Annotated in this window: 12 protein-coding genes; 10 read left to right on the top strand and 2 right to left on the bottom strand. The window is 44.1% G+C overall.

Annotated features, from left to right (window positions below; genetic code table 11):
- The first annotated feature begins 100 nt into the window (after positions 1–100).
- The 9 genes from VZF35_RS04935 (at position 101) to VZF35_RS04895 (ending at position 9872) form a co-directional block, all read left to right on the top strand.
- A complete protein-coding gene (locus tag VZF35_RS04935; protein WP_407311534.1) occupies positions 101–292 on the top strand; it encodes a hypothetical protein in 192 nt (63 codons plus the stop codon).
- A gap of 354 nt (positions 293–646) precedes the next feature.
- A complete protein-coding gene (locus VZF35_RS04930; RefSeq protein WP_407311532.1) occupies positions 647–2203 on the top strand; it encodes an acyl CoA:acetate/3-ketoacid CoA transferase in 1557 nt (518 codons plus the stop codon).
- 20 nt (positions 2204–2223) lie between these two features.
- Positions 2224–3009: an acyl-CoA dehydratase activase gene (locus VZF35_RS04925; protein WP_407311530.1), complete on the top strand. Its 786-nt coding sequence runs from the start codon at positions 2224–2226 to the stop codon at positions 3007–3009.
- A gap of 18 nt (positions 3010–3027) precedes the next feature.
- Complete coding sequence (locus VZF35_RS04920) at positions 3028–4296, top strand: 2-hydroxyacyl-CoA dehydratase subunit D (RefSeq protein ID WP_407311528.1); 1269 nt, start codon at positions 3028–3030, stop codon at positions 4294–4296.
- Positions 4289–5407, top strand: a complete 1119-nt coding sequence (locus tag VZF35_RS04915; protein ID WP_407311526.1) for a 2-hydroxyacyl-CoA dehydratase subunit D — start codon at positions 4289–4291, stop codon at positions 5405–5407. Before VZF35_RS04920 ends, VZF35_RS04915 begins: the two co-directional genes overlap by 8 nt.
- A 195-nt stretch (positions 5408–5602) precedes the next feature.
- Complete coding sequence (locus tag VZF35_RS04910) at positions 5603–6991, top strand: FAD-binding oxidoreductase (protein WP_407311524.1); 1389 nt, start codon at positions 5603–5605, stop codon at positions 6989–6991.
- Positions 6992–6993: 2 nt separating this feature from the next.
- Positions 6994–8298: a (Fe-S)-binding protein gene (locus VZF35_RS04905; protein ID WP_407311522.1), complete on the top strand. Its 1305-nt coding sequence runs from the start codon at positions 6994–6996 to the stop codon at positions 8296–8298.
- A 569-nt stretch (positions 8299–8867) separates the two neighbouring features.
- A complete protein-coding gene (locus tag VZF35_RS04900; protein WP_407311520.1) occupies positions 8868–9203 on the top strand; it encodes a hypothetical protein in 336 nt (111 codons plus the stop codon).
- A 108-nt stretch (positions 9204–9311) separates the two neighbouring features.
- The gene (locus tag VZF35_RS04895) at positions 9312–9872 is read left to right on the top strand and encodes a DNA-3-methyladenine glycosylase I (protein WP_407311518.1); all 561 of its coding nucleotides are present in this window, start codon (positions 9312–9314) and stop codon (positions 9870–9872) included.
- A gap of 696 nt (positions 9873–10568) precedes the next feature.
- Here the strand turns inward: VZF35_RS04895 and katG are convergent.
- Entirely contained in the window at positions 10569–12764 is a 2196-nt protein-coding gene (gene katG, locus VZF35_RS04890; protein ID WP_407311517.1) for a catalase/peroxidase HPI, read from the bottom strand.
- 611 nt (positions 12765–13375) lie between these two features.
- The gene (locus VZF35_RS04885) at positions 13376–13774 is read right to left on the bottom strand and encodes a hypothetical protein (protein WP_407311515.1); all 399 of its coding nucleotides are present in this window, start codon (positions 13772–13774) and stop codon (positions 13376–13378) included.
- 544 nt (positions 13775–14318) lie between these two features.
- On the opposite strand from VZF35_RS04885, the gene VZF35_RS04880 reads away from it, so the two are divergent.
- Entirely contained in the window at positions 14319–14498 is a 180-nt protein-coding gene (locus VZF35_RS04880; protein WP_407311513.1) for a hypothetical protein, read from the top strand.
- The last annotated feature ends 164 nt before the right edge of the window (positions 14499–14662 follow it).

The following is a 14662-nucleotide window of genomic DNA, read 5'->3' as shown; positions in this document are numbered from 1 at the left end:
TCATTTAGATCCCCATGATTGCCCTTTTATTAATTTTTCATTTTGAGTAGACCAATCGACGGTTTATGGAGTGATATCCTAAGTTGAAAGGAGAGAATGCATGAAAGAGTGTATTGCTTGTCATTCTGGACAAATAAAACAGGTGGATATCATAACAAGAGATAAAGAATTCACCTTAATTGAGAATAGTGAAGCAGTTGTTAGTCCACAAAGTGATAAAAGTCATAAAATAATAAAGTTTGTTTGTTTAAATTGTGGCTTCATAAACCTTTATGCAGAGGACTATTTTTAAGAAAACTGCTGCCCAATAGTTTACAACATGAATCCAAGGAGCAAGTGGAATGTATCACCTATAAGCGAAATTAAAGCATTTTTTTTCACAGTTACATATTAAGACAGGGACGATATTATCATATCATGTTCATGTTTGCCTTAAAGCAGAAAAATGACCCTTCTGAGTACTTATCAATAACAGAATAGTCTCATTCTTAAGGTAATTGTTTTTTTGAATATTATATCAATTTGTTGAGGAGATTTTTCTAAGTAATATTTTGGTACTCAGATGGGTCTCTATATTCATATCAAATGCCCCGCAATTTGCGGGGCAGGTTAAGTCACTGAGGATAACATTGGAGGAGGGCATACTATGAAGAAGGTTATTATTCTGACAGCAGAAGAGGCTGTTGATTTAGTTAAAGATGGGGACACTCTTTGTACAAGTGGATTTGTTGGAAATAGTCTTCCAGAAGCACTTTTTAAGGCTATAGAAAAGAAATTTTTAGAGACTAGCTATCCTCAAAATATAACTTTGTTTTATCCAGCATCACAAGGCAGCAGGAACGGCACAGGCGGTGATCATTTTGCTCACGAAGGTTTGGTTAAAAGAGTCATAGCAGGTCATTTAAATACTGCTCCAAGGTTAGGCGAACTGTGTCTAGCTAATAAATGTGAAGGTTATAACTTACCCCAAGGTGCTTTGGAATATATTATTAGAGATGCTGCGGGTCATAGGCCTGGTACAATTACACATGTTGGATTAGGTACTTTTGTTGATCCGAGAAATGGCGGAGGTAAAATAAACGCCAGGACGACAGAAGATTTAGTAGAAGTTATAAAAATCGGCAATGAAGAAAAGCTTTTCTACAAAGCATTTCCTATAGATATCGCTTTCCTTAGAGGTACTTATGCGGATGAGTATGGTAATGTAACCCTGGAAAAAGAAGTAGCTACTATTGAGGTTACATCTATAGCACAGGCAGTAATAAATAATGGTGGAAAAGTCATTGTTCAAGTGGAAAAGGTTGTAAAGGGCGGTACTTTAGACCCAAGATTGGTTCAAATACCTGGCATTTATGTTCATGCTGTTGTAGAAGTAACTGATATGAAAGATCATGAACAAAGTGTTGGACATGAATATAATCCAGCACTTTGTGGGGAAGCAAGAGCACCTGAAGGTAATGTTGAAATGACCCCATTAAGTATTAAAAAAATTCTTGGCAAAAGAGCAGCTATGGAATTAGTAGAGGATACCGTCGTTAATTTAGGTGTAGGAACACCTGAGTATGTTGCTCAAGTTGCAAGTGAAGAAGGAATAGCAAGTTATATGACATTAACGGTTGAATCAGGTGCAATTGGAGGCAGTCCTCAAGGCGGAGCTAGATTTGGTGCTACTTTAAATCCTGACGCTATTATTGATCAAAATAGTCAGTTTGATTTTTATGATGGCGGCGGTCTGGACATGGCATTTTTAGGCTTAGCTGAATGTGATGAACAGGGTAACATTAATGTCAGCAGATTTGGTCCCAAAATACCGGGTTGTGGTGGTTTCATCAACATCACCCAAAATGCCAAAAAAGTATTCTTCTGCGGTACATTTACAGCGGGAGGCTTAAAAGAAAAAATTGAAGATGGCAAGTTAATAATCGAACAAGAAGGAAGGCAAAGGAAATTTATTAAACAAGTTGAACAGGTTACATTCAGCGGAAAATATGCCATTAAAACTAAACAACCCGTTTTATATATTACAGAAAGAGCTGTATTTGAATTAAAAGAAGAGGGACTTAACTTAATAGAAGTTGCTCCCGGAATTGATATTCAAACACAAATTATCGATTTAATGGATTTTGTCCCTACGGTTGATAAAAATGTTAAGATTATGGACTCAAGGCTTTTTAGTGAAGAAAAAATGAACTTGAAAAAATAATCAAAGAGGGAGATTAGCCGATGTTTACAATGGGGATTGATATTGGGTCCTCATCCTCAAAAGTTGTAATACTTGAAGATGGAGTTAAGATTATCGCCGGAGAAGTTATTCAGATTGGAACGGGTTCGACAGGACCTAAACGGGTACTGGATGAAGCTCTTGCCAAAACAGGTCTTACATTGCAAGACATGGCTAAAATTATTGCTACAGGCTACGGAAGATTGTCTGTGGAAGAAGCACACAAACAAATCAGCGAAATCAGTTGTCAGGCTAAGGGAGTTTTCTTTTTAGTTCCTTCAGCAAAAATAATTATTGATATCGGCGGTCAGGATGTTAAGGCCATTAAACTTGACAGTAAAGGCTGCGTTAAGCAGTTTTTTATGAATGATAAATGTGCCGCCGGAACGGGACGTTTTCTCGATGTTATGTCACGAGTACTGGAAGTTAATCTTGATGAAATGGCGGAATACGATGCTCGGGCAACAGAACCTGCCACGGTCAGCAGCACTTGCACAGTTTTTGCAGAATCTGAGGTAATATCTCAGCTTGCCAACGGAGTGGCTAAAGAGAATATTATTGCAGGGGTTCACCAGTCAGTTGCCAGCAAAGCCTGTGGACTTGCCTATCGATGCGGGGTGGAAGAGGATATTGTGATGTGCGGAGGTGTCGCTAAGGACTTAGGGGTTGTCAGGGCAATCGGCAAAGAACTAAAAAAACCTGTCATTGTAGCTCCTGATCCCCAAATTACAGCTGCCCTTGGAGCTGCCATATTTGCTTTCGAAGAAGTTATGGAAGCTAATAAATAAAGGAAAGAGGTATGAGAAATGACTGATACAACAACTATGAGTGCCAAAGAATTGTTAGGTTTCTATCAGGAAGAATTGTATGAAGAAGCGAGACAGGCCAAAAAAGAAGGAAAACTTGTTTGTTGGTCCGCGTCGGTTGCTCCTTCGGAGTTTTGTGTGGCTATGGATGTGGCGATGATCTATCCTGAAACACATGCTGCGGGTATTGGGGCAAGAAAAGGTGCCTTAGATGTGCTTGAAGTTGCCGATGAAAAAGGCTATAACCTGGATACTTGTTCCTATGCAAGAGTCAATATGGGTTATATGGAACTTTTAAAACAAGAGGCATTAACAGGAAAAACACCGGAAAAGCTTGAAAAATCCCCGGCAGCAAGAATACCGCTGCCCGATTTTGTCATAACCTGTAACAACATTTGTAACACCTTGCTTAAGTGGTATGAGAATCTTGCCGTTGAATTAAATATTCCCTGCATCATCATTGATGTTCCCTTTAATCATACCATGCCCATTCCCCAGTATGCTAAGGACTATATTGCGGAACAGTTTAAGGAGGCTATTACTCAGCTTGAGGAAATTTGCGGCAGGAAATTCGACTACGACAAATTTTTAAAAGTACAGGAACAAACCCAGCGTTCTGTTGCCCAATGGAACAGAATTGCTGCTTTGTCGGGACATAAACCATCCCCTTTAAATGGGTTCGATCTTTTCAACTATATGGCCCTGATCGTTTGTGCCAGAAGTAAAGACTACGCAGAAATTACCTTTAAAAAGTTTGCCGATGAACTTGAAGAAAATCTTAGTAAGGGGATCTACGCCTTTAAAGGAAATGAACAAAAGCGTATCACTTGGGAGGGTATAGCTGTTTGGCCACACCTGGGACATACATTTAAAGGCTTAAAGAATCTTGGCAATATCATGACAGGTTCAGCCTATCCCGGTTTGTGGAATCTTACTTATACACCCGGTGATATGAGTTCCATGGCGGAAGCTTATACCAGGATTTATATCAATACTTGTCTCGATAACAAAGTTAAGGTTCTTAGTGACATAATTAGCGGCGGAAAGTGTGACGGTGTTGTTTATCATCAGAACAGAAGCTGTAAGCTCATGAGTCTTCTCAATGTCGAAACTGCTGATATACTCCAAAAAGAAAATCATTTACCCTATGTCAGCTTTGATGGAGACCAAACGGATCCCCGCAACTTTGCTCCTGCACAGTTTGATACACGTATCCAAGCCTTAGATGAAATGATGAAGCAGAATAAGGAGGGAGTTTCCAATGAGTAGAATTGAAACGATTATCAGTGAATTAACGTCCATTGCCAATAATCCCCGCAAGGCTATGGAAGATTATAAGCAAGAAACCGGCAAGGGGTCGGTAGGGGTTATGCCTTATTATGCTCCTGAAGAAATAATTCATGCCGCAGGGTTTTTGCCCGTAGGCATTTGGGGAGGACAAAAGAGTATTTCTAAAGCCCGGGCCTATTTACCTCCCTTTGCTTGTTCAATTATGCAATCCGTCATGGAAATGCAGCTCGAAGGGGTATATGACAATTTAGAAGCGGTTCTTTTCCCTGTTCCTTGTGACACGTTAAAATGTCTCAGCCAAAAATGGAAAGGGACATCCCCTGTCATCGTAATGACTCATCCTCAAAACAGAAAACTGGAAGCAGCCAATAAGTTTCTTGCTGAAGAATACAGGCTTGTGCGTGAAAAACTGGAAAAAATACTGAATGTTAAGATTACAGATGAGGCACTTAACCAAAGCATTGACATTTATAACGAAAATCGTAAAGTCATGCGTGAATTTACAGGTCTAGCTGCTAATTATCCTCAGATTATTGATCCCAGAAACCGTCATGCGATTATCAAAGCAAGATTTTTTATGGAAAAATCCAAACATACCGCTCTGGTCAAAGAATTGAATGCAGAGCTTAAAGCGCTGCCTGTGGAAGCCTTTACAGGTAAAAAGGTTGTTTTAACAGGCATTATGGCTGAACCGGATGAAGTATTAGACATTTTAAAAGATAACGGTTTTGCTGTTGTGGCAGACGACCTGGCCCAGGAATCAAGATTGTTCAGAAATGATGTTCCCTCAGGTACAGACCCACTCTATCGTTTGGCTAAATGGTGGCAGGAATTCGATGGCTGTTCTCTGGCTGTCGATACGAAAAAATCAAGAGGTCCCATGCTGATGGATATGGTTAAAGCATCTAAGGCCGATGCCGTTGTGGTTTGCATGATGAAGTTCTGTGACCCTGAAGAATTTGACTATCCTATCTACTATAGACAGTTTGAAGAAGCTGGAATTAAGAGCTTATTTATCGAAATTGACCTGGAACCAACATCTTTTGAACAGACTAAAACCAGAGTTCAAAGTTTTAGTGAAATGCTGTGATTTCTAAGTTAATAGAACCTTAAGTTATATCTCTTGTAGCTTGTTTGTAGCCTGACTTTTGGGAAGAGGTAGTATTTGCGCCCCTTCCCACTTTGCTTATTCAGCAGAGAATTTTACTTATTGAAGTTTAGCTAATTGAAATTAATTGGTCTGACAGGCGTGCCATATTCGAAGCGTTATAAAGGAGGTATAAGGATGTTAGCTCGTGAAGTCTTGGAAGAACTTGTTCGAGTGCTCGGTCGTGAAAATGTCCTCACAGAGCAGGAAGACTTATTGACCTATGCTTATGACGCAACTGCGGCGATGAAACATCATAAGCCGGATGTTGTGGTTGCACCTCTATCGACAGAACAGGTGGCAGATGTCGTGAAAATCGCCTTGCGTTACCGCGTCCCTATTTATACACGTGGTTCCGGAACGAACCTTAGCGGGGGAACGATTCCCATTGAAGGGGGTATCGTTCTCTCTATGCTCAACCTCAACAAAATTCTGGAAGTAGACCAGGATAATTTAACGGCAACCGTTCAGCCTGGGGTGATCATTCAGGCTCTTAATGACGAAGCGGCCAAACACGGCTTATTGTATCCGCCGGATCCCGGTACAGTCACCACAGCAACTATGGGCGGCTCGGTTTCGGAGTGTTCGGGTGGATTGCGCGGCCTGAAATATGGTGTAACCAAACATTATATTATGGGCTTACAAATGGTCTTGGCGAATGGAGAAGTCATTCGTTGGGGAGGAAAAACGGTAAAGAACGTGACAGGGTATGATTTAGTGGCTCTCTTTACCGGGGCTGAAGGAACCTTGGGGATTATCACTGAAATAATCGTCAAGCTCATTCCGGCTCCGGAAGCACGTAAGAGCATTTTAGCGGTCTTTGATGACCTTGATAAAGCTGGGGGGGCCATCGCAGCTATTATTCGCAATAAAGTTATTCCGGCGACACTGGAGATCTTGGATAATGTGACGATTCAGACCGTGGAAAACTTTGTGCATGCGGGACTCCCCATGGACGCGGAAGCGGTCCTCTTATGTGAAGTGGACGGCTACAAGGAAGTTGTCCAACGGGAAGCTGTTTTGGTGGAACGAATTCTGAAAGAGGAAGGAGCCGTTCAGGTAAAAATAGCTAAAGATGATAAAGAGCGCGACCTTTTGTGGCTGGCTCGCCGCAGCGCCCTGCCTGCTCTCGCTCAAAAACGGCCGACCACCGTACTTGAAGATGCCACCGTTCCCCGGAGTAAAATTCCGGATATGCTCAAAGCCATCCGAAGTATTGCCACAAAACACAATCTGCAAATTGCTACCTTCGGCCATGCAGGAGACGGAAATCTGCATCCCACCATTTTAACCGATGAACGGGAAGCAGAAGAAATGAAAAGAGTGCACCTGGCAGTGGACGAGATTTTCGAAACGGCCCTGGCCTTGGGCGGAACCCTTTCCGGTGAACATGGGATTGGTATTGCCAAAATGAAATATCTGGACCGGGAATTTGGAGAAGCAGGTGTGGCAGCCTTGCGGCGCATTAAAGAAGCCCTGGATCCCAACTATTTGTTGAACCCTGGGAAGATTGTAAGGAGGGACTGATCGTGTCCGTATATAATTCACTGGATTCGATTACCGAAGAACTCCATAAATGTATGAAATGCGGAAATTGCATGGCGGTATGCCCCATTTACAAGGAAACACGCCAAGAAGTCGGAGTGGCCAGGGGAAAGATCAGTTTAGCGGAATACATTCTCTCGGGCGAAATAGAGATGACTAAGGGAATGGGGGATCGTTTTTCCCTTTGTACAACCTGTATGGCTTGTAATACCAACTGTCCCTGTGGGGTTCGGTTTGATAAAATTATTCTGGCGGCAAGAGCGGAAGCCGTCCGTAAAAAAGGGCTGCAGCCGGTCAAAAAAATTGCCTTTACTGCCTTGAAGATGCAGCGAGTGTTTGATTTCGGGATGAAGGCGGGAAGTATCTTCCAGGGTGTTGCCTTAAAAAACATACCGAATAGACACAGCAAATTAGCACGTATGCGCGTGGATGTTGGGATAGGTAAGGAAAAAGTGTTCCCCATGTTGGCCAAGAAGACCTTGCGTTCCGAGTTCCCTGAAGTGATTACGGTTAAAAACCCCAAGTTGAGAGTTGGGTTCTTCACGGGCTGCATGATCAACTATTTTTACACGGACATCGGCAGAGCGGTGATCGAGGTGCTTAGGGAAAATGACATCGAAGTTGTCATGCCTAAGTTCCAGGCTTGTTGTGGTATCCCAGCCTCGGTCAATGGGGATGTGGCTTCAGCACGTACTTTGGCCAAACGCAATTTGCGGGCCTTTGAGAGAATGGGGGCGGATGCCTTAGTTGTCGCCTGTTCTTCAGGTGGTACTGCTTGGAAGCATGTTTTTGGAGAGCTGCTGGAAGATGATCACGAACTTAAAGCCTTGGCGGATAAATGGGCTAAAAAATCCTATGATATTTCTGAGTTTCTGATTCATCAAGTTCCCTTTAAGAAAGAAGGTTTGGGTCGAGTAGCGCGTAAAGTGACGTATCATGAACCTTGTCACTTAAACCGTGGACAGGGGATTAGTAATGAACCGCGGGAAATTTTAAAAAGCATTCCCGGTGTGGAATTGATTGAAATGAAAGAGCCGGGTCGCTGTTGTGGTATGGCCGGATCCTTCAGCCTTGTACACCCGGATCTCTCCGTACAAATTTCTGATCGTAAAACAGCAGATATCCAGACGACCCATACGGATACAGTAGCAACGGGTTGTCCAGCTTGTCGGCTACAGCTGCAAAGTGGGGTCGAAAATGCTGGATTTGACGAAGAAGTATTGCATACTGTTCAAATCTTGGCTGAGTCTTATCGAGCCGGTAAGGAAGAACTAAAACGTTCTAAATAGTTGGCATGATGGAAACGCTTTGTATAAGTGTTTCCATGTTTTTTGTAAGAATAATAGGTTTTGTTTTGCCTAAGTGATATGTTGCACTAATAAAGCAACTAAAGTATTAGGAGTAAACCGTAACAAGCTTATCGAATAAGTAAGTTGAAGGATTTGTAAAAATGATCGTAGTTAAAGCCCAGCGGAATTCGTCCTTAAGCAGAGGTTCAGAAGGAGTGACATAGGGTGATTATAAAACCTATTAAAATCCGAAAAATATATAAACAGATCGTTGACCAGATTGGACAACTTGTGCCCTGATCAGCTGTGTGCTCTGGTTTATCTTCACGATAATTTGGAAATCTGCATACCCAAAAGGGTATTCAGGACTTTAAATTTAGTAATTTTACGTATAAAGGCCATTCAAATTCGTCACCGGTGACGAATTTGAATGGCCTTTATTGCGGAGGGAGGCAAGCAGTTTTGCCGCATATTCTTGGAAGAGCAGCATTTCAGCCTTTCGTCCGATTGACGTCACTTGAATAGAGTTTTTTGTAAACCTTCCGCTGGGGATCATCGCCCTGCTCTTGATGCAGTGGAAGCTTCCAAAGTTTGAAGCGACAGACACCGAGGCGAAAATGGATTGGCTGGGAATTCTGCTGCTGGCGCTGATATCGGGAATGTTTATCTTTGGCGTGACGGAAATTAAAGGATCGGACAATCAGATAGTCGGCATTTTAACTCTGGCAATCGGCGTTCTTTCTTTGCTCGCCTACGTCCTCTACGCCTGGAGAAGAAAAGACCGGGCCTTGATTCCGCTGAATTTGTTTCGCTCCAAAAATTTCAGCGCTTCGTTTATCGCCTTGTTCCTATGGAGCATACTCTTGTCATTGTCTTGCTTTAGTAAAGGTACAAGCCTATACTGACTATATAAAAAGAGTGGGGTTGTGAAGTTCGAAAAGTTGCTGAAAAAGTATCTATAGCAATGATATCTATAGTGATGATATCTATGTGTAATGATGGGAGGCTTCTTCATGGGTGTCTGTCTCTGGCCTGGAAATAATGAATTAATGAAACGCTATCATGACAACGAGTGGTGTGTGCCGAGCCATGATGATGCCTATATATTTGAAATGCTTACCTTAGAAGGGGCTCAAGCCGGATTGTCCTGGAATACAGTACTTGGCAAACGAGAAGATTATCAAAGAGCTTTTCATCATTTTGAAATTGCCTATTGCTCAACTCTGACTGATGAAGCATTAGAAATAATTGCAGAGCGGTACAATGTTATCAAAAATCGCTCTAAACTGAGGTCCGTAAGAAACAATGCCCTAGCTGTTCTCAATATACAAAAGGAATTTGGCAGCTTGGCAAATTTCCTCTGGAATTATGTCGGCGGGAATCCGGTGATAAACTCCTGGGAATCCGAAGGGCAAGTGCCTGCGCAGACACCCTTGTCGGAACAGATTAGTAAAGACCTGAAGAAACGAGGCTTTAAATTTGTCGGCCCTGTCATCGTTTATTCCTTTATGCAGGCCATCGGCCTGGTGGACGATCATATAAGGACATGTCCTTGCCATTCCCTGAACAGATGAGGCAGTATGGGCTTCAGTTTCCAGTCTCATTCCTTTAAGCCGTAGGGAAAGAAGCTAAGAAGTTAAGGAGGTTAAAGAAGATAAACCACCTAAGCTGAAAACTCCTTCCTAATTAAATAAAATAGGATTAAACAGGGATTATATAGGGCAATATTTCAGGCAGGCCGTCGGCCTGCTTTCTATTTTGGCGGAGTGATAAATGTATCGGATAAATTAACAATCTCCTTAAACTTTGGGATGTTGTGGTGTAACGCCCGTCTCCCTCGGTGCCAGCGCGCAAGCGTAAATGCTTCTGCGGTATGAATCCCCATCGATATTCCTATAAAATGTAAAAAAATGAGCGGCGCCGGTCCGAGCCTTTCGACAATTGGTATAAACGGGCGGACGAAGCTCTCTATCGGGCCAAGCAGGCAGGCCGAAACCGGATTGTCACCGCGGAGACAGATTAAAAGGCAAAGTAAAGTGTCAATGACATAATCTTGCTTTGAGTCTCTTACTAGCGAATATATTACTTGACGACTTAGACTGTGAGTAACCAAGAGAGGATTCTGTTTCACGGGTTATGGGTTTCATGACAAAAAAATCCCCCGCTGCTCGGGGGAAAGAGTCCGGAAAATATTATGTTAGTGTCAGTAGAGGAGTGTACATTCAAGTTGGCAATTCCATTGCAAAGACAGCAAAGCCGTTAGGCGCGCTTCAGGTCAGGTCGAAGCGATCTGCATTCATCACTTTGTTCCAGGCAGATACGAAGTCCTGTAAGAACTTATCCTGAGAGTCGTCACAGGCATAGACTTCAGCGATGGCCCGAAGCTGGGAGTTTGAACCGAAGATGAGATCAACTCGGGTGCCGGTCCACTTGGGTTCGTCCGTTGCGCGGTCACGGCCCTCGAAGATGTTTTCCTCGTCAGACGTGGCCTTCCAGGTTGTGTTCATGTCCAGGAGGTTGACGAAGAAGTCGTTGGTCAGCGTCTCCGGTCTCTTGGTGAAGACACCATGCGGAGACTGTCCGTAATTGGCGTTCAAGACGCGCATGCCGCCAAGCAGAACTGTCATCTCCGGAGCGGTCAAGGTCAACAGTTGGGCACGATCAACCAGCATTTCCTCCGCGGATACGGAAGATTTAGCTTTCAGGTAGTTGCGGAATCCGTCTGAAGCCGGTTCGAGTACTGAGAAGGATGTCACGTCAGTCTGCTCCTGCGCTGCATCCGTGCGTCCCGGTCTGAAAGGAACCGACACATTGTGACCGGCATTCCGCGCCGCTTGCTCGATACTCGCACAGCCGCCGAGGATTATCAAGTCGGCAAGAGAAACTCTCTTTTGGCCGGACTGTGCGCTGTTGAATTCTGTTTGGATTTTTTCAAAGACCTGCAGCACAGTAGTCAGCTGACTTGGCTGATTGACGTCCCAATCCTTCTGCGGTGCCAGGCGGAGGCGCGCCCCGTTGGCACCGCCGCGTTTATCGGAGCCGCGGAAGGTAGAGGCCGATGCCCAGGCGGTTGAGACAAGCTGGGAGACGGACAGGCCGGAGGCCAGGATTTTTTTCTTGAGATCCGCACTGTCCTGTTCGTCAATCAATTCATAATCGACGGCGGGCACCGGGTCCTGCCAGATCAGCTCCTCCTCGGGAACTTCAGGACCGAGATAGCGTGAACGCGGCCCCATATCCCGGTGGGTCAGCTTGAACCAGGCCCGGGCGAAGGCGTCGGCAAATTCCTCGGGGTTTTGCTGGTAACGCCGGGTAATGGGTGCGAAGATCGGGTCATAACGAAGGGAGAGGTCCGCTGTGGTCATCATCGGCCGGTGCTTTTTCGCTGGGTCATGAGCGTCAACCACCAGGTCTTCTTCAGCCACGTCCTTGGCCAGCCACTGATGCGCGTCGGCCGGACTTTTGACAAGTTCCCACTCGTATTTAAACAGCACCTTGAGATAGCCCATGTCCCATTTAGTCGGGTTCGGCTTCCAGGCACCCTCGATGCCGCTGCCGATGGTGTCGCCGCCTTTGCCGCTGCCGAAACTGCTCTTCCAGCCGAGACCCTGTTCCTCAAGGCCGGCGGCCTCAGGTTCCGGACCGACAAGGGCAGGGTCCCCCGCGCCGTGACACTTGCCGAAGGTATGCCCGCCGGCGACAAGGGCGACAGTTTCTTCATCGTTCATGGCCATCCGGGCGAAAGTTTCCCGAACGTCACGGCCGGAGGCTACGGGGTCCGGGTTGCCATTCGGCCCTTCAGGATTGACGTAGATCAGGCCCATCTGTACGGCGGCGAGGGGATTCTCCAGATCCCGGTCGCCGGAGTAACGTTTGTCGCCAAGCCACTCGGCCTCAGAGCCCCAATAAATGTCCTCTTCCGGTTCCCAGACATCCTCGCGTCCGCCGGCAAAGCCGAAGGTTTTAAGTCCCATTGACTCGATAGCGCAAGTGCCGGCGAGGATCATCAAGTCGGCCCAGGAAATTTTCCGGCCGTATTTTTGCTTGATGGGCCAGAGGAGACGGCGCGCTTTGTCTAGGTTCACGTTATCGGGCCAGCTGTTGAGAGGTGCCAAGCGCTGGTTGCCCGAGCCTGCGCCGCCGCGGCCGTCGTTTGTGCGGTAGGTGCCTGCGCTGTGCCAGGCCATCCGGATGAAAAGCGGCCCGTAGTGGCCGTAATCGGCAGGCCACCAATCCTGCGAGTCGGTCATTAAGGCGTATAAGTCCTTCTTTACGGCTGTCAGGTCAAGCTGCTTAAATTCTTCAGCATAGTTGAACTCAGGAGCCATGGGATTGCTCAAGTTTGAGTTCTGATGAAGAATCCTGAGGTTCACCTGGTTCGGCCACCAGTCCCTGTTAGAAGTGCCGCCGCCTGCAGTGGCATTTTTCATTCCGCCTGTCATGGGGCATTTGCTTTTTTCATCCATAAAATTCCCTCCTCATAATAAAATCATTGAATAAGTATTGCCATCTGGATTATCAAGGAAAGGGCGGAGATTTTCTGTGCAAGAGAAGACACTTCCCAACCTTGACAACGATGCCGGAAACATAGGGTGCAGTGGTTTTTAGCAGTGCTATTCTCCCAGCTTGCGCTGTGTGAAAAGTTTCATTTTTAATTATTGGCTGCCTACTAAACTAAGATACAAATAAAATGGTATTAAAATTGTAACGATTATAATTTTCATTATATAATATCATGGTAAGGTTGACAATAAAAATAAGAAAAGTATGAACTTTAAAAAACTTCTTTGTGTTTGCGGAAATGCATGAGCCTCGAATATTCTCCTTGAGAAACTGCCAACGTTATTTTGAATGGCATAAGTGGTAAACTCAGCAGTTCTGAACAGAATGTTGTTAGTATCATTTTAAGGGTTTTAGGATCACCGGAAAGCAATTAACGGATTTATACGCCCAGTGGGAATTGGGTGTTATAAATCCGTTAATTGTGCCTGCAGGTGATGTTGAATAAAACAGTGGCAGTTTATGGCAGGGATATCGTCCTCTCAACACTACTGATGACGATGTAATTTTGGGTTAATCACTGATTTGAAACGATAGTAATGATGAAGAAGACAAAGAATACGAGGATAATGCTTGCCGAAATAATAGCTTTTGTCCTATCGTCTTGGGGTTCGGTAATCGTTTTTCCGAAATAGGCTGGATATAAGACGACGTTATCATTTACAGATCTGATATAATTCTTATCTGCCGCGTTTAAATTACATACGTACTTATTGTTTGATCTGAATTGGTAGACGTTAGGGGGTAAGTCTTTTAAGTATTCTATTTTTGCAGTAGTACTATCCTTTGATGTTCTTAAATTGGCGACAGCAGTTTTTCCTCCAGCGGCCATGCAGCTCTCATTTGATTTTTGGTTTCTATGTAGGTTATCAATCATATGATAGACTGTATGCTTTGTATAATGCCTTCTCCTCATGATCTACCCTCCCTTTTAAGGTCCTCAGTGGCAGTGCTGGGGTCTTTTTGTTTTATTACAATTACTGAGTCGAGAAATTACCTGCCGGCTATTTGTTCCGGCTACTGGATCCAAGCTTAGATATTAAAACTATTTGCTAAATATTTTAAATGTTTAGACACATAAAAGGAATATCCTGCTTTTCGACATTATTAGATGTATCGCGACTTAAGTGTAAAAAACAGTAAATACCTGAAGGTTAAGCCTGAATCTCAATTGCAGAACCAAACCTGTCGTCGGCAATTCTCTCGACTCGTTTGGTGAGATACCTAAGGTATCTTATCTTTTAATCGTTAGGGAAAAAATTTAAGATAAAAGTTAAGATAAAAATCCCGATGCAGATTACGAAAATATATAATAGCATGGAGTTGTAAAACGTTGGATTGAACGGACACAAATTGAGCATATTCCAGGAGGTAGAGTAGATAATAAATATCCAGGGCCTCGATGCCATCCATCTTGGGCATCATATTGCCGTTCGGCACTAAGAGTTTTATGTTCCGAAATGATTAGACGCTTTTCGGTTCGTTACTCTTATTCGGATATCATGCAGGAAATAGAGGATAATAGAAGAATTAAGACAGGAGAGGACTTTGAGTTCAACTTTCAACTGATTTCATTAGAAATGCAATGGGGAGCAGATCACCCGCCGGAGGAGTTGGGTGGCCTGGCGGGTCGGTTGTAATATCAACATTGAATGATTATTTGGGATTATCAGCCAAAGTCATTTCAGCCATAAATTTTGATCTGTTCAGTTGTCCCATAGCAGTTGTTCTAATAATTTTCGCCATGCTGGTATCGTCTTCATTCATATTCTTCCTTAATTTTAGGATTACTTTTAGGAAAATG

The sequence above is a fragment of the Desulfosporosinus paludis genome (genome assembly GCF_045689965.1).
Classification (GTDB): domain Bacteria; phylum Bacillota; class Desulfitobacteriia; order Desulfitobacteriales; family Desulfitobacteriaceae; genus Desulfosporosinus; species Desulfosporosinus paludis.
Note: the sequence above shows the minus strand (reverse complement) of the source record. Positions and strands in the feature narration are given on the sequence as shown.

What these genes read in the sequence shown, in the direction of transcription:
- VZF35_RS04895 (WP_407311518.1), top strand. Translation starts at nt 9,312, where the DNA reads ATGGGTGTCTGTCTCTGGCCTGGAAATAATGAATTAATGAAACGCTAT.
- VZF35_RS04885 (WP_407311515.1), bottom strand. Translation starts at nt 13,774, where the DNA reads ATGAGGAGAAGGCATTATACAAAGCATACAGTCTATCATATGATTGAT.
- VZF35_RS04900 (WP_407311520.1), top strand. Translation starts at nt 8,868, where the DNA reads ATGCAGTGGAAGCTTCCAAAGTTTGAAGCGACAGACACCGAGGCGAAA.
- VZF35_RS04920 (WP_407311528.1), top strand. Translation starts at nt 3,028, where the DNA reads ATGACTGATACAACAACTATGAGTGCCAAAGAATTGTTAGGTTTCTAT.
- VZF35_RS04930 (WP_407311532.1), top strand. Translation starts at nt 647, where the DNA reads ATGAAGAAGGTTATTATTCTGACAGCAGAAGAGGCTGTTGATTTAGTT.
- VZF35_RS04925 (WP_407311530.1), top strand. Translation starts at nt 2,224, where the DNA reads ATGTTTACAATGGGGATTGATATTGGGTCCTCATCCTCAAAAGTTGTA.
- VZF35_RS04880 (WP_407311513.1), top strand. Translation starts at nt 14,319, where the DNA reads ATGATTAGACGCTTTTCGGTTCGTTACTCTTATTCGGATATCATGCAG.
- VZF35_RS04910 (WP_407311524.1), top strand. Translation starts at nt 5,603, where the DNA reads ATGTTAGCTCGTGAAGTCTTGGAAGAACTTGTTCGAGTGCTCGGTCGT.
- VZF35_RS04935 (WP_407311534.1), top strand. Translation starts at nt 101, where the DNA reads ATGAAAGAGTGTATTGCTTGTCATTCTGGACAAATAAAACAGGTGGAT.
- katG (WP_407311517.1), bottom strand. Translation starts at nt 12,764, where the DNA reads ATGGATGAAAAAAGCAAATGCCCCATGACAGGCGGAATGAAAAATGCC.
- VZF35_RS04915 (WP_407311526.1), top strand. Translation starts at nt 4,289, where the DNA reads ATGAGTAGAATTGAAACGATTATCAGTGAATTAACGTCCATTGCCAAT.